We start from the raw sequence: 12,993 nt of genomic DNA, 5'->3' as shown, positions 1-12,993 counted from the left end.
AACTGCTGGTCCAGACCAATCCGGCTGGGCGCCCGCGGCGAACCATCCGCGAGGGACGCACCGAGTGTCCCCGTCCTTCTGGGAGGAACGATGAAGGTCCGCACCATCGCAGCCACCCTGGCCAGCACCGCCGTGCTCAGCGCCGGCCTGCTCGCGCCGAGCACCGCGACGGCCGCCGAGCCCACCGGGACCAGGAGCCTCGCCGCCGTGCTGACCGCCGACGGCAACCAGTTCGACCGCAACTCCGCCGACTACGACATCCTCACCGAGGCCGTGCTGGCCGTCCTCGAGGCCAAGCCCGACAGCGCGGTCTCCGTGCTCGCCGACGGCAACGTCGCACTGACGGCCTTCCTGCCCAACGACTTCTCGTTCAAGCTGCTCGCCAAGGACCTCACCGGGAAGTACCGCTGGTCGGAGAAGGCGACCTTCCAGACCCTCGTCGACGCGGTCGGCGTCGACACCATCGAGCAGGTCCTGCTCTACCACGTGGTGCCCGGGGCGACGATCGACTCCGCCACCGCGCTGAAGTCCGACAACGCCTCGCTGACCACGGCGCAGGGTGGCGCGGTCACGGTCGACGTCCTCTCCAAGCGGTTCGGGATCGTGCAGCTGCGCGACCTCGACCGCAACGACTTCGACCCGCTGCTGGTGCCGGGCAAGTTCGACATCAACAAGGGCAACAAGCAGATCGCGCACGGCATCTTCCTGGTGCTGCGCCCGATCGACGTGTGACCCGCACCTGACCCCTGACCCCACCGACGCGGTCGCCAGCCCTGCTGGCGACCGCGTCGTGCGTGGGGGGCACGGGGGAGCGGGTCAGGCCAGCGAGAGGAAGAGCTTCTCCATCTTCTTGGCGTCGACGCCGTCGAGCCCGTCCTCGCTGGCGGCCAGGCACTGCTGCAGCCCGGTCGCCACGAGGGCGTAGCCGGCGCGCGAGAGCGCCTTGTTGACCGCCGCGAGCTGGGTCAGGGCCGACTCGCAGTCGGAGCCCTCCTCCAGCATGCGGATCACGCTGGCGAGGTGGCCGTTGGCCCGCTTCATGCGGGTGATGATCGCCTTGATGTCGGTGGGGTCCAGGTCCATCAGTCATGTCCTTCGTTCGTCAGCGCCGGCGTGGCGCCCGGTCGGTCGCGCTCGTCCGCGAGGACCTACGCCAACTGTACATCCCCCTAGGGGGTTCTGCTACGGTAGTGACATCCCCCCAGGGGGATCAATCACGGGATGGCGAGGAGACCAGATGAAGAGCGAGATCGACATCGCCCGAGCGGCGCAGGTGCACGCCGAGGGCGCGTTGTTCGTGGACGTCCGGGAGGTGCAGGAGTACCGCGAGGGGCACGTGCCCGGCGCGACGAACCTCCCCATGAGCCGCCTGATGACCCGTCTCGACGAGCTCGACCGCACCCGCCCCGTGCACGTGATCTGCGCGTCGGGCGGGCGCAGCTCGGCGATGGCCGACGTGATGCGCGCCGCCGGCATCGACGCCGTCGACGTCCTGGGCGGGACCATCGCCTGGGCCCGTGCCGGCCACCCGCTCGAGACCGGCCAGGGCTGACGCCCTCCGACCCCTGACCACACCCACCCCCACCCAGCTCGACCGAACGAGGAGAAACCCCATGTGCCGACCCGTCACCTGCAAGACCTGCAAGAAGACCACCTGGTCCGGTTGCGGCCAGCACGTCGCCCAGGTCAAGGCGTCCGTGCCTGCCAACCAGTGGTGCACCGGCCACGCCGCCGAGGAGAAGGCGAGCAGCGGCAGCTGGTTCAGCCGCATGATGGGTCGCTGACGACCCCGCCCCACGCAACGACGCCGCGGCCGCCCGGAGAGATCCGAGCGGCCGCGGCGTCGTTCGTACGACGTGCCTCAGGCCTGGCGCGCGCCGAGCATGTCCGCGCGGGTGGGCAGCTTGACGCGCTGACGCTCCTGCGCCTCGCCGAGGGCGATCTCGGCGGCGTCGATCTGCTCCCTGCTCGACGGTCACGAAGTCGATGCCGCGCTCGCGCAGGAAGGCGTCGACGTCGGCGGGCTCGCGGGACGGGGCGGTCTCCGACGTGGTCTCGAGCACGTGGCCGACGGTCTCGGCGGCGTCGGACTTGGTGTGGCCGATCAGGCCGACCGGTCCGCGCTTGACCCAGCCGGTGACGAACGTGTTGGGCACGTGGTCGCCGTCGAGGCCCAGCACGCGGCCACCCTCGTTGGGGATGACCAGCTCGCGCTCGTCGAAGGGCAGGCCCAGCAGCGGCGACGAGGCGTAGCCCACCGCGCGGTAGACCGACTGGACGGGCCAGTCGGTGAACTCGCCGGTGCCACGCACGGATCCGTCGCCGACCAGCTCGGTGCGCTCGGTGCGCAGGCCGACGACCTCGCCGTCCTCGCCGAGGACCTCCGTGGGCGCCTCCATGAAGTGGAGGTGGATGCGGTGCGGCTTGCCCTCGATGTCGCGGCCCACCCAGTTGGCCAGGATGTCGAGCACCAGCTTGTGGGTCTTGTGCTTGGAGATGTGCTCCATCGAGTGGTCGTCGACCTCGAAGCCCTCGGGGTGGACGATGACCTCGACGTTGGGGGAGTGGTTGAGCTCGCGCAGCTCCATCGGCGAGAACTTCGCGTACGCCGGGCCGCGGCGCGCGAAGACGTGGACGTCGGTGATCTTCTTCGAGGCGAGGCCCGCGTGGACCTGCTCGGGATGTCGGTCACCAGCATCTCGTCGGCGGTCTTGGCCAGCACCCGGGCCACGTCGAGCGCGACGTTGCCGACGCCGATCACGGCGGCGTGGGTGCCGTTGCCGAAGTCCCACGTCTGCGGCACGTCGGGGTGCGAGTCGTACCAGGAGACGAAGTCGGCCGCGCCGTAGGAGCGCTTGAGGTCCTCGCCGGGGATGCGGAGGTCGCGGTCGGCCATGGCGCCGGTCGAGAAGATCACGGCGTCGTAGAACTCGCGGAGCTCCTCGAGCTTGACGTCGGTGCCGTAGTCGACGTTGCCGATGAAGCGGACCTCGGGCTTGGCGAGGACGCGCTGGAGAGCCTTGATGATCTCCTTGATGCGCGGGTGGTCGGGGGCGACGCCGTAGCGCACCAGGCCGAACGGCGCCGGCAGACGCTCGAAGAGGTCGACGGAGACGTCGACCTCGGACTTGGTGAGGATGTCGGCGGCATAGATCCCGGCGGGCCCAGCGCCCACGACGGCAACACGAAGAGTCATGGGACAAGCCTGCGTGATCGGTCCAACCTGTCACAACGAGGGTTCGCCTGTGTCGTCACAAGATACTGTTGTGAGAGTGCTGTCACCCCACGTCCCCGACCTGCGCGCGTTGGAGCTGCTGCTGGTCGTCGGGCGTACGAGGAGCATGGGCGCCGCGGCCATCCAGCTCGGCATCACGCAGCAGGCAGCGAGCTCCCGGATCCAGACGATGGAGAGCCTCGTCGGCGAGCCCCTGCTGGTGCGCAGCAAGCGCGGCTCGGAGCTGACGCCGATCGGTGAGCTGGTCTCGCAGTGGGCCGCGCGCGTCGTCGAGGCGGCGGAGGAGCTGGACACCGGCATCGCCGCCCTCAAGATCGACCGCCGCGGCCACCTCAACGTGGCCGCCAGCCTCACCATCGCCGAGCACCTGCTGCCCGGCTGGATGGTGGCCCTGCGCACCGAGCAGTCCCGCGGGGGCCGTTCCCCCTCGGAGCTGACCATGACGGCGACCAACTCCGCCAACGTGGTGAAGCTCGTGCAGGACGGCGCGGTCGACCTCGGCTTCGTCGAAGGGCCGGAGGCTCCGCGCGGCCTGCGCCGGCGCAAGGTGGGGGTCGACGAGCTGGTCGTGGTCGTCGGCCCCGGTCACCCGTGGGCCCGCCGGGGCCGTCGTCCCGTCACCGCCGAGCAGCTCGCCGCCACCCCGCTGGTGGTGCGCGAGCAGGGGTCGGGCACCCGGACCGTCCTGGAGCGGGCGCTCGCCCGTCACCGGATGGTGCCGCCGGCCCTCGAGCTCTCCAGCACCACCGCCGTACGCTCCGCGGTCGCCGCCGGCGCCGGACCTGCCGCCCTGGGCCGTCACGCGGTCCGCGACGACCTGGCCACCCGACGCCTGGTGGCGGTCCAGGTCACCGGCCTCGACCTGACCCGCGTCCTGCACGCCGTGTGGCTGGGTGGCCCGCAGCCGCCCGAGGGCCCGGCCCGTGACCTGGTGGCGCTGGCCGCCCGCAGCGCACGGTGACCGAGGTGTCCTCCCCGCACGACCCCCGCAGCCTGGTCGGCCGGTGGGCCTTCGAGCGCGTCGTCACCGACCGCCTCGCCGACGAGGTGATCGACGTCGACGGGACGGTCGAGCTCTCCGTCGAGGACGACGGACGGGTCCGGTGGGCCGAGCAGGGCACGATGCACCGCCGTGGCGCCGACATCGAGGTGAGCCGGGTGCTGTACGTCGTCGAGCGCGAGGGCGGCTGGATGGTCATCTTCGACGACGGCCGCGACTTCCACCCCTGGTCGCCCGGGGCGCAGGTGGTGCACCTGTGCGGGGCGGACACGTATGCCGGCTGGTCGAGCTCGGGCCGACGACGTGGCGGGTGACCTGGCAGGTGGGTGGCCCGCACAAGGACTACGTCATGGTCACCCGGCTGACCAGCGCCTGAGCGCTCTGGGTCGCTCGTTGCCCCGCGAACTGTGGAGATGATGCCGCGAAACGCCGTCCCGCCTTCATCTTCTCCGCAGTTCCGGCGGGCCGGGCGGGGTCAGACCTTCTTCACCACGCTGGACTTGAGCTGGAGCGGGCCGAACCCGTCGACCTTGCCCTCGATGTCGTGGTCGCCGACGCCCTGGACGAGCCGGATGCCCTTGACCCGTGTGCCGACCTTGATGGTGCCGGAGGCGCCCTTGATCTTGAGGTCCTTGGCGATCGTGACGGTGTCGCCGTCGTGGAGCTCGTTGCCCACGGCGTCGCGGATCACCGCGGCCGCCTCGGCCGCCTCGGCCTCGGCCTGCTCGCTCGGCGACCACTCGTGCGCGCACTCGGGGCAGACGAGCAGCTCGCCCATCTCGTACGTGTACTCGCTGGAGCACTGCGGGCAGGGCGGGAGCGTGTCGGCCATGAGCTGATCCTAGGGCGGTGCGGCGGCGCGGCTGCGGCCGGTTGCCGACCCACCGATGTGACTCCCTTGAACGGGTCAGGTACGGTTCATCTCACCGACGCGGGGTGGAGCAGCTCGGTAGCTCGCTGGGCTCATAACCCAGAGGTCGCAGGTTCAAATCCTGTCCCCGCTACTCATGACGAAGGCCTAGATCCTCACGGATCCGGGCCTTCGTGCTTTCCCGCCCCGGTAGCGTCGCGGCCATGACCCGTCTCCGCTTCGAGGGCCACATCGCCGGGGTCGGCACGACGAGCGGCCTACGTGCCGTCGTCGGACGCTGGGGCTCCTCGCCCTTCGGGAATTTCGCCGACGTGATGGTCGAGACTGCTGACGGGCACCGGGTGCTGCTCGCCCCGACGCAGCAGGTGGCCGAGTTCGTCGCCACGACCTACCGCTTCGACGAGGTCCGGGTCGAGCCCGTCGACGTCGTCGAACGAGCGGGCGAACCGGGGTGGAGCGTGGAGACGCCGTCGTTGCGGCTGCAGCTCGCCGTCGGCGGCCGTACGCCGCTGGGTGCGCTGCTGCGCCTCGTGCCGCCGCGGTTGGCCACCGCGCCGGCCTGGTCTCGGGTCACCGACCCGGTCGCCCGCGTCGTGATGCGCGGCGTCCGGACCCGCGGGAGCGCCGGGGGCGGGCGTACGGAGGTCTACGGCGCGACGGACGTCCGCCGCATCACCTCGGCGCAGGGATCCTTCGACGGCGTCGACCTGGGCTCGCTGGCGCCGGTCGACCCGCCGTGCCGGTTCGGCTTCAGCTCCTCGCCACGTACGCCGGCCCTCACCGCGGTCGTCACCACGATCCTCACGGACGAGGAGCAGGCCCTGCCTGGCCGAGCACCTGACTCAGTACCCGGGTGATCCAGTCGCCGAGCTGCTCGACGGTCGAGGTGGTCAGCTGGTGGCCGCCCGGGTGGCGCTGCGAGGTGACCGTCGCACCCGAGGTGGTGTGCAGGTAGTCCCACGTGCGGCCCAGCAGCTCGCGAGGGATCACGTGGTCGGCGTCGCCCTGGGCGACGAAGACCGGGAGACCGTTGAGCTGACCGGGGTCGGTGCTGAGCCCGGCGTCGAAGGGCAGGGTGCCGTGCAGGACCGCGACCCCGGCGTGGCGCGACGGGTCGTCGAGGGCCAGGCCGCCGGCGAAGGCCGCGCCACCGCTGAAGCCGACCAGCACCACCGGGCGCCCGGCGGGAGCGACCTCGTCGAGCCAGGTGCCGAACCAGTCCATGGTGCTGCGCAGGGACTCGGCGACCGGCCGTCCGATGCCACGGTTGGCGAACCAGGCGTAGCCGCCGCCCTCCGCGATCGGCGCGCGTACGGCGGCGTACTCCGGGCCGGCGGGGAGGTGGGGCGCCAGGCCGAGGATCTCTTGCTCGTGCGAGCCGCGACCGTGCAGCAGGACGACGAGCGGTGCGGCCGGGTCAGGGTGGGTGGTCGCGACGACCGGGGGAGTGAAGGGGCTGCCGGTCGAGAGGGGTGTCATGGCTGCTTCCGGTGTGGGGAGGGACGTGTGGACGCTCGCCACGCTAGCGCAGTTGATGCAGAATTCAACTACTCGCCCGTTCCGTGGATGGGCGTTTGGGGACGGAGACGGGGTAAGGTTAGCCTTAGTTAGGGCAACCTAATCGACAGGAGCGACGCGTGATCGTGTGCCACTGCCGCGTCGTGAGCGACCGGGACATCGATGCCGCACTGAGCGACGGTGCGCGCACGGTGGCTGCGGTGTGCCGGTCGACCGGAGCCGCCCAGGACTGCGGCTCGTGCATCTTCTCCGTCAAGAACGTGGTCTCCCGTCACCACGCCCGCGAGTGCGAGCTGCTGGTCGCCGACGGCGCGGCGAGCTGACCGACTTTCGGCGAAGTAAGGCTGGCCTCACCGCCACCGGGATGTGCCAGAGTCGAGACCTGGGTCAGTCCCGATCTCGGAGGTAGTCCATGCAGCCCCTCAGTCCACGAGTGGTCGAGCTCCTCAACGACGCATTGACGTTCGAGCTGACCGTCACCAACACGTACTTCCTGCACGCCCGGATGCTCGACAACTGGGGCCTGGGCAAGCTCGGCAAGGTCTTCTACGACCTCTCCATCGACGAGATGCGCGACGCCGACGACCTGATCAACCGGATCCTCCTCTTCGACGGGCACCCCAACCTGCAGCGTCTCGGTGCCATCCACGTGGGGGAGACCGCCGAGGAGATGCTGCGGCTCGCCCTCGACAGCGAGCGGGCCGCGGTCGCGCAGTTCAACGCCGCCGCGCAGGAGTGCCACGGGTTCGGCGACCACGGCACGGCCTCGGTCTTCGAGGAGATGGTGCGCGACGAGGAGAAGCACGCCGACTGGTTCGAGAGCCAGCTCGACGCGATCGAGCGGATCGGCGCCCAGCAGTACCTCGCCCAGCAGGTCGTCGCCGGCGAGGGGCCGTGACGGCCCCCGCTACGCCCGCGAGCGCGCGAGCAGGTAGACGAAGTACGGCGCCCCGATCAGCGCCACGACCAGTCCGGCAGGCACCTGGGCCGGGCTGATCGCCATGCGGCCGATGGTGTCGGCGAGCACCAGCAGCAGCGCGCCCACGAGCACCGCGACGGGGACCACGCGTACGCTGCGCCCGCCCACCAGGGCCCGCGCGACGTGCGGCGCCACCAGGCCGACGAAGCCGACCACGCCGACGGCCGAGACCGCCATCGCCGTGAGCACGGCGGCGGTCACCAGGACGAGCAGCCGCACCTTCTCCAACGGGATGCCGACCAGGCGCGGGGTGTCCTCGTCGAGGGCGAGGAGATCGAGCTCACGGCGGACGACCAGGGCCAGCGGCAGCGCCACCGCCAGGGCGATCGCCACCGGGACCACCTGCTCCCAGCTGCGCCCGTACGTCGAGCCCGAGAGCCAGGTGTAGATGCGCGGGGTGTCCCACGGGTTCGAGCGCACCAGCAGGAAGGTGCTCAACGAGATCGTGCCGTACCAGACCCCGATGCCGATCAGGACGAGGCGGTCGGCGTCCAGGCCGCCGCGCCAGGCCAGGCCGTAGACGACCGAGAAGGCGACCAGCGCCCCGAAGGTGGCCGCCGCCAACATGGTCGTGGTGGAGGCGGCTGCGCTGGTGCCGCTGCTGAAGCCGCTGCCCAGCCCGGTCACCACGACGACGGCGCCCAGGCCGGCGCCTCCTGTGATGCCGAGGATGCCCGGCTCGGCGAGCGGGTTGCGACAGGTCGCCTGCACGATCGCCCCAGACAGCGCCAGTGCCCCACCGGCCAGCAGGGCGGCCGCGACCCGCGGCGCCCGCTCGTCGAGGGCGAACTGGACCAGCGGCAGCCCCTCGCCGCGCAACCACGCAGCCACGTCCCCCAGGAGGAGCCACTGGTGACCGGCCAGCAGCCCGACGACCGCCGTGCCCGCGGTCAGCAGGATCGAGACGACCAGGACGACGACGAACCGCGTACGTCCGCGAGCGGCGACCTTGGCGCCGGGAGGTTGTCGGCTCGGGCCTGCGTCGCGGCTGCTGCGGGCGAGCAGCACCATGACGACGGCGCCGAAGATCGTGGTGGTGACGCCGGTCGGCACCGACATCGCGTCGTCCGCGCCGAGGGCGGCCCGGACCCCGACGTCGGCCAGCACGACGACCAGCGCGCCGAGGACGCCCGCGGTGGGCAGCAGGACGGCGTGGCGCAGCAGCGCCGGGGCGACCTTGCCCAGCAGGCGGGCGATGACCGGCGCGCAGAGGCCGACGAAGCCGATCGGTCCGGCCAGCGTCACTGCGGAGGCGACCAGCAGGACCGCGAGCATCGTCCCGGTCGCCCGGGTGGCACGCACCGGGACGCCGAGCACCGAGGCGGAGTCGTCGCCCATCGCGAGCAGGTCGAGGCGTCGGGCGAGCAGCAGGGCGGCCAGGGTCGCCACCACCACGACGGGCGCCGCCTGGCTGAAGGCATCGAGACTGAGCTGGCTGAGTGACCCGCTGCCCCAGGCGAAGAGGCTGGTGGTCTCCTCGCGGAAGAGGATGAGCAGGGTGGAGGTGGCGGCCTGCAGGGCCAGTGCGACCGCCGATCCGGCGAGGATCAGCCGGGTGTCGACGTACCGGCCCCGCCGGCGAGTGCGAGGACGACCGCGGCGGCGCCACGCCGCCGACGAAGGCCGTCAGCCCCGAGCCCACAACGGCACCGAGAGGCCGAGGGCGGCGCACCAGGGTGACGAAGTGGGCCCCGCCGGTCACGGCCAGGGTGTCGGGGGAGGCCATGGCGTTGCGGGCCAACGACTGCAGCAGCGCACCCCCCACGCCGAGGGCGAAGCCGACCGCGATGCCGCAGCAGCCGCGGGATGCGGGAGCCGGTGAGGATCTCCCGGGTTGGTGGCGGTGGAGTCGTGGGAGGGAGTGCGACCGAGGACGAGGTCGACGAGGTCGCGTACGCCGACGGCGGAGGTGCCCTGGGTCAGTGCCAGGCTCCGGCCAGGACGAGTGCGACGAGCAACCGACGAGGACGAGCGCGGCACCCCCGGCCCGGGGGCGCGGTGGTCCACTGGGCGCCTCCGCCGGGGCGGAGGGCGTCAGCTGGGCCGGGGTGCCGCGATCATCGATCGTTCACTTCGTCAGCAGCGTCACGTACGCGTCGACCACCTGCGAGGCCGAGCTCGGACCGCCGAAGGTCCGATGCCGCTGGGTAAGGCGTGGGTCCGGTCCTCGCGACGGCCGGATGGAGGTCCGACCTTGCTCCTGGAGAGCTCGGCGTCGGCGTCCGCGTCAGGTTGGCCGGTCGCTGGTGCCGGTGTAGAAGAACGTGGCGTCGCCGACCTTGGTCATAGCCCTCGATGTCGGTCTGGCCCAGCCCGTAGGCCGGGTCGACCTTGCCGGTCCAGGCGTTCTCGAGCCCGAGCTCCTCGCCGATCTCGGCCACGAGGGCGCCCTGGCCGAAGGGTCGGATCGAGACGTTGGCGCCGTCGACGTAGGCGTCGAAGTAGACGAACTCGGTGCCGGCGGCGTCGCTCTCGGCGATCGCCTCCTGCCCTCCTCGAGCTTCTCGTCGAACTCCTCCATGAGCTCCTCGGCGCGCTCCTCGCGCCCGGTGGCCTCGGCGATCAGCTCGAAGGTCGACTTCATGTTGGCGATGGGGTCCTTGGCGTCGGCCCCCTTGGTGGCGAGCACCGGCACGTCGTACTTGGCCAGCTGTGCTTCAGGATCTCGTCCTCGGCGGTGTAGGCCTCGACGACGACCAGGTCGGGTTGGTCGCGAAGAGCGCCTCCAGGTTGGGCTCCTGACGGTGCCGACGTCCTCGTGCCCGAGGGCAGCTCCTCGGAGGTGACCCAGGTGTGCTGTAGCCCTTGGCGTCGGCGACCGACGACGGGGTCGACGCAGAGGCGAGCAGGCCCTCGTCTGCTGCCACTCCAGGACGGCGACACGCTCGGCGGGCTTGTCGAGCTCCACCGTGCGGCCGTAGGAGTCGGTGAGGCTCACCGGGTCGGTCGAGGTCTTCACGTCCTGGCACTCCGCAGAGGCCTTCGGCGCGGCGTCCTTGGTGCCCTCGGAGTCGGTGGTCTGTCCGCAGGCGGACAGGGTCAGCGCCGTGACCGTCGTCAGGGCGGCAGCAATGGTGTGCTTGAGCATCTCTTCCCTCTTGGTGTGTGCCGGCGTCAGCGCGGAGGTGCCTGCTGCGGGATCGATCCGCAGGCGACCCGTCTCGGGGTCGCAGGTGGTCTCTATCGGGATCTCGTACACCTCGGTGAGGTGCTCGGCCGTGAGCACATCGGCCGGTCGCCGGCGGCTGTGCACGCGCCCGTGGTGCAGCAGGACGACCCGGTCCGCCACGGCGGCGGTCTGGTTCAGGTCGTGGAGGACGACGCCGACGGCCGTCCCGTGCTGGTCCGCGAGGTCGCGGACCAGGTCCAAGGTCTCCACCTGGTAGCGCAGGTCGAGATGGTTCGTGGGCTCGTCCAGCAGGACCACGCCGGTGTCCTGGGCCAGGCAGCTGGCCAGCCACACACGCTGGAGCTCACCGCCCGAGAGCTGGTCGACCGGGCGGTCGGCCATCCGCGTGGTGCCGGTCAGCTCCATGGCGCGCGCGATGCTGCGCCGGTCGTCCTCGCCCAGCGCGGCGAAGCGACGGCGGTGCGGGTGGCGACCAGGTGACGACGTCGTGCACGGTGACCCCCGAGGGATGCGGCCGTGACTGGGAGAGCAGGGTGACCCGGCGGGCGAAGGCGCGTGCGCTCAGCGGAGCGCTGTCGCTGCCGTCCAGCTCGACCGAGCCGGAGGAGACCGGGTGCAGCCGTGCCAGCGAGCGGAGCACGGTCGACTTGCCTGAGCCGTTGGGGCCGACGAGCGCGGTGACCACGCCGGGCCGGATGTCGACCGAGACGCCGTGCACGACCGTCGTACGCGGGTAGCCGAGGACGAGGTCGTGTCCGGCGAGGGCGGTGGTCATGAAGGTAAGGCTAACCTTAGTTACTGCCGACGCCAACAGTGGCCTGCGTCACTCTGCTGCCGCCCCTTGCCACGCGCGATGCCTCGTGATGCCCTGTCGCATGGACACCACGACATCGCGCCTCGCGCACAACTACCACCCCCTGCCGGTGGTGATCGACTCCGCCGCCGGTGCCTGGGTCACCGACGTCGACGGTCGCCGCCTGCTCGACATGCTGAGTGCCTACTCGGCGATGAACTTCGGCCACGGCCATCCCGCCCTCGTCGCTGCCGCGCAGGCCCAGCTCGCGCGGATGACGCTGGTCAGCCGGGCCTTCGAGCACTCCCTGCTGGAGCGCTTCGCCGCCGCGCTGGGTGACCTGGTCGGCAAGGAGATGGTGATCCCGATGAACACCGGCGCCGAGGCCGTCGAGACGGCGATCAAGGTGGCACGGAAGTGGGCGTACGAGGTCAAGGGCGTCGAGCAGGACGCCGCCGAGATCATCGTCATGTCGGGCAACTTCCACGGCCGCACCACCACGATCGTCGGCTTCTCCGACGACCCGGAGACGCGTCGCGACTTCGGGCCCTTCACCCCCGGCTTCGTGCTCGTCCCCTACGGCGACGCCGCGGCGCTGGAGGCCGCGATCACGCCGCGTACGGCAGCGGTGCTCCTCGAGCCCGTCCAGGGCGAGGCCGGGGTGGTCCTCACGCCGGAGGGCTACCTGCGCCGGGTGCGCGAGCTCTGCACGGTCCACGACGTGCTGATGGTGGCCGACGAGGTGCAGTCGGGGCTCGGGCGCACCGGCACGACCGTGGCCTGCGAGGCGTACGACGTCGTCCCCGACCTGTACGTCCTGGGCAAGGCCCTGGGCGGCGGCATCGTCCCGGTCTCCGCGGTGGTGGGGGACCGCCGTGTGCTGGAGGTGCTGCGTCCGGGCCAGCACGGCTCGACCTTCGGTGGCAACCCGCTGGCCTGCGCGGTCGGCCTGGCGGTCGTCGACCTGCTCCGGAGCGGCGAGGTGCAGGCCCGGGCGGCCCGGCTGGGGGAGCGCCTGCGCGCCGCGCTCACCCCTCTGGTGGGCAACGGCCTGGTGGAGCTGCGCGCCCTGGGGCTGTGGGCAGGGCTCGACGTCGACCCGGCCCGCGGCACGGGGCGTGAGGTCTGCGAGCAGCTGCTGCGCCGGGGCGTGCTGGCCAAGGACACCCACGGCTCGACGATCAGGCTCTCGCCGCCGTTGACGATCTCGGAGGACGACCTCGAGTGGGGGCTGGCCCGGGTCGCGGCGGTCGTCGCCGGCTGAGGGCAGCTGCGCGGGCAGCCGGGCGCGAGAGTGCGGAAATTGAATGACCCCGCCAGAGTCTCGGGTCTCCAGCGGGGTCGAGGACAATCGTGCGCCACCGCGAGGTGGCCCCGGGGTGGAATCGCAGAAACTGGTCGAAAAAGCCACGCACTGGTCTGGTCCAGTCGCCGGGCCCGGAGGGCCGCGGGACTCGCGCCACCTGA

16 protein-coding genes, 1 tRNA gene and 2 pseudogenes are annotated in these 12,993 nt (G+C 71.6%); 10 read left to right on the top strand and 9 right to left on the bottom strand.

Going from position 1 to position 12,993, the window contains the following annotated elements; translation table 11 throughout:
- The first annotated feature begins 90 nt into the window (after positions 1-90).
- Positions 91-732, top strand: a complete 642-nt coding sequence (locus E2C04_RS12450) for a fasciclin domain-containing protein (protein ID WP_135832835.1) — start codon at positions 91-93, stop codon at positions 730-732.
- Between the two features lie 84 nt (positions 733-816).
- Here E2C04_RS12450 and E2C04_RS12445 read toward each other — a convergent pair whose 3' ends face one another.
- Entirely contained in the window at positions 817-1,083 is a 267-nt protein-coding gene (locus E2C04_RS12445; protein WP_135832834.1) for a metal-sensitive transcriptional regulator, read from the bottom strand.
- Positions 1,084-1,237: 154 nt separating this feature from the next.
- Between E2C04_RS12445 and E2C04_RS12440 the strand changes: the two genes are divergently transcribed.
- On the top strand, positions 1,238-1,552 hold the full coding sequence (locus tag E2C04_RS12440) for a rhodanese-like domain-containing protein (protein WP_135832833.1): 315 nt from the start codon (positions 1,238-1,240) through the stop codon (positions 1,550-1,552).
- 61 nt (positions 1,553-1,613) lie between these two features.
- On the top strand, positions 1,614-1,784 hold the full coding sequence (locus E2C04_RS18110) for a hypothetical protein (RefSeq protein WP_170213508.1): 171 nt from the start codon (positions 1,614-1,616) through the stop codon (positions 1,782-1,784).
- 320 nt (positions 1,785-2,104) lie between these two features.
- On the opposite strand, the gene E2C04_RS12435 is transcribed toward E2C04_RS18110, so the two are convergent.
- Positions 2,105-3,196: an FAD-dependent oxidoreductase gene (locus E2C04_RS12435; RefSeq protein ID WP_238694271.1), complete on the bottom strand. Its 1,092-nt coding sequence runs from the start codon at positions 3,194-3,196 to the stop codon at positions 2,105-2,107.
- 76 nt (positions 3,197-3,272) lie between these two features.
- On the opposite strand from E2C04_RS12435, the gene E2C04_RS12430 reads away from it, so the two are divergent.
- Together E2C04_RS12430 and E2C04_RS12425 are read left to right on the top strand one after the other, a co-directional pair.
- Positions 3,273-4,196 (top strand): LysR family transcriptional regulator, encoded by a 924-nt coding sequence (locus tag E2C04_RS12430; RefSeq protein ID WP_202977785.1) that lies wholly within the window; start codon positions 3,273-3,275, stop codon positions 4,194-4,196.
- A 5-nt stretch (positions 4,197-4,201) separates the two neighbouring features.
- Positions 4,202-4,549 carry a DUF6314 family protein gene (locus tag E2C04_RS12425; RefSeq protein ID WP_135832831.1) on the top strand — a complete coding sequence of 116 codons (348 nt, stop codon included), beginning with the start codon at positions 4,202-4,204 and terminating at the stop codon, positions 4,547-4,549.
- Between the two features lie 161 nt (positions 4,550-4,710).
- On the opposite strand, the gene E2C04_RS12420 is transcribed toward E2C04_RS12425, so the two are convergent.
- Positions 4,711-5,067 (bottom strand): zinc ribbon domain-containing protein YjdM, encoded by a 357-nt coding sequence (locus tag E2C04_RS12420; protein WP_135832830.1) that lies wholly within the window; start codon positions 5,065-5,067, stop codon positions 4,711-4,713.
- Positions 5,068-5,165: 98 nt separating this feature from the next.
- On the opposite strand from E2C04_RS12420, the gene E2C04_RS12415 reads away from it, so the two are divergent.
- Both E2C04_RS12415 and E2C04_RS12410 read left to right on the top strand, forming a co-directional pair.
- Positions 5,166-5,239, top strand: a tRNA-Met gene (locus E2C04_RS12415).
- A gap of 70 nt (positions 5,240-5,309) precedes the next feature.
- Positions 5,310-5,963, top strand: a complete 654-nt coding sequence (locus E2C04_RS12410; protein ID WP_135832829.1) for a hypothetical protein — start codon at positions 5,310-5,312, stop codon at positions 5,961-5,963.
- Here E2C04_RS12410 and E2C04_RS12405 read toward each other — a convergent pair.
- The gene (locus tag E2C04_RS12405; RefSeq protein WP_135832828.1) at positions 5,908-6,585 is read right to left on the bottom strand and encodes an alpha/beta hydrolase; all 678 of its coding nucleotides are present in this window, start codon (positions 6,583-6,585) and stop codon (positions 5,908-5,910) included. The genes E2C04_RS12410 and E2C04_RS12405 overlap by 56 nt on opposite strands.
- A 158-nt stretch (positions 6,586-6,743) precedes the next feature.
- On the opposite strand from E2C04_RS12405, the gene E2C04_RS12400 reads away from it, so the two are divergent.
- Positions 6,744-6,947 (top strand): (2Fe-2S)-binding protein, encoded by a 204-nt coding sequence (locus tag E2C04_RS12400; RefSeq protein ID WP_135832827.1) that lies wholly within the window; start codon positions 6,744-6,746, stop codon positions 6,945-6,947.
- A gap of 89 nt (positions 6,948-7,036) precedes the next feature.
- Positions 7,037-7,522 carry a bacterioferritin gene (gene bfr, locus E2C04_RS12395; RefSeq protein ID WP_135832826.1) on the top strand — a complete coding sequence of 162 codons (486 nt, stop codon included), beginning with the start codon at positions 7,037-7,039 and terminating at the stop codon, positions 7,520-7,522.
- Positions 7,523-7,531: 9 nt separating this feature from the next.
- Here bfr and E2C04_RS18795 read toward each other — a convergent pair whose 3' ends face one another.
- The 5 genes and pseudogenes from E2C04_RS18795 to E2C04_RS21010 form a co-directional block, all read right to left on the bottom strand.
- A complete protein-coding gene (locus E2C04_RS18795) occupies positions 7,532-8,632 on the bottom strand; it encodes an iron chelate uptake ABC transporter family permease subunit (RefSeq protein ID WP_338088843.1) in 1,101 nt (366 codons plus the stop codon).
- Positions 8,609-9,169 (bottom strand): annotated as a pseudogene (locus E2C04_RS18790) (iron chelate uptake ABC transporter family permease subunit); the annotation flags it as partial. The gene E2C04_RS18795 and the pseudogene E2C04_RS18790, both read right to left, overlap by 24 nt.
- A gap of 118 nt (positions 9,170-9,287) precedes the next feature.
- Positions 9,288-9,392, bottom strand: a pseudogene (locus E2C04_RS22355) (iron chelate uptake ABC transporter family permease subunit); the annotation flags it as partial.
- Positions 9,393-9,830: 438 nt separating this feature from the next.
- The gene (locus E2C04_RS19985; RefSeq protein ID WP_275106503.1) at positions 9,831-11,138 is read right to left on the bottom strand and encodes an ABC transporter ATP-binding protein; all 1,308 of its coding nucleotides are present in this window, start codon (positions 11,136-11,138) and stop codon (positions 9,831-9,833) included.
- Positions 11,077-11,508, bottom strand: a complete 432-nt coding sequence (locus E2C04_RS21010; RefSeq protein WP_275106502.1) for an ATP-binding cassette domain-containing protein — start codon at positions 11,506-11,508, stop codon at positions 11,077-11,079. The genes E2C04_RS19985 and E2C04_RS21010 overlap by 62 nt, the downstream gene beginning before the upstream one ends.
- Positions 11,509-11,608: 100 nt before the next feature.
- Between E2C04_RS21010 and rocD the strand changes: the two genes are divergently transcribed.
- Positions 11,609-12,790 (top strand): ornithine--oxo-acid transaminase, encoded by a 1,182-nt coding sequence (rocD, locus tag E2C04_RS12375; protein ID WP_229721675.1) that lies wholly within the window; start codon positions 11,609-11,611, stop codon positions 12,788-12,790.
- The last annotated feature ends 203 nt before the right edge of the window (positions 12,791-12,993 follow it).

This window comes from Nocardioides daphniae, from assembly GCF_004777465.1.
GTDB classification, from domain to species: Bacteria; Actinomycetota; Actinomycetes; order Propionibacteriales; family Nocardioidaceae; genus Nocardioides; species Nocardioides daphniae.
The sequence above is the reverse complement of the archived record's forward strand: the minus strand, read 5'-3'. Positions and strand labels throughout refer to the sequence as shown.

Excerpts from the sequence above, each read along its gene's own strand:
- E2C04_RS12450 (WP_135832835.1), top strand. The coding sequence starts at position 91 with ATGAAGGTCCGCACCATCGCAGCCACCCTGGCCAGCACCGCCGTGCTC.
- E2C04_RS12445 (WP_135832834.1), bottom strand. The coding sequence starts at position 1,083 with ATGGACCTGGACCCCACCGACATCAAGGCGATCATCACCCGCATGAAG.
- E2C04_RS12440 (WP_135832833.1), top strand. The coding sequence starts at position 1,238 with ATGAAGAGCGAGATCGACATCGCCCGAGCGGCGCAGGTGCACGCCGAG.
- E2C04_RS18110 (WP_170213508.1), top strand. The coding sequence starts at position 1,614 with ATGTGCCGACCCGTCACCTGCAAGACCTGCAAGAAGACCACCTGGTCC.
- E2C04_RS12435 (WP_238694271.1), bottom strand. The coding sequence starts at position 3,196 with ATGACTCTTCGTGTTGCCGTCGTGGGCGCTGGGCCCGCCGGGATCTAT.
- E2C04_RS12420 (WP_135832830.1), bottom strand. The coding sequence starts at position 5,067 with ATGGCCGACACGCTCCCGCCCTGCCCGCAGTGCTCCAGCGAGTACACG.
- E2C04_RS12410 (WP_135832829.1), top strand. The coding sequence starts at position 5,310 with ATGACCCGTCTCCGCTTCGAGGGCCACATCGCCGGGGTCGGCACGACG.
- E2C04_RS12405 (WP_135832828.1), bottom strand. The coding sequence starts at position 6,585 with ATGACACCCCTCTCGACCGGCAGCCCCTTCACTCCCCCGGTCGTCGCG.
- bfr (WP_135832826.1), top strand. The coding sequence starts at position 7,037 with ATGCAGCCCCTCAGTCCACGAGTGGTCGAGCTCCTCAACGACGCATTG.
- E2C04_RS19985 (WP_275106503.1), bottom strand. The coding sequence starts at position 11,138 with ATGGAGCTGACCGGCACCACGCGGATGGCCGACCGCCCGGTCGACCAG.
- E2C04_RS21010 (WP_275106502.1), bottom strand. The coding sequence starts at position 11,508 with ATGACCACCGCCCTCGCCGGACACGACCTCGTCCTCGGCTACCCGCGT.
- rocD (WP_229721675.1), top strand. The coding sequence starts at position 11,609 with ATGGACACCACGACATCGCGCCTCGCGCACAACTACCACCCCCTGCCG.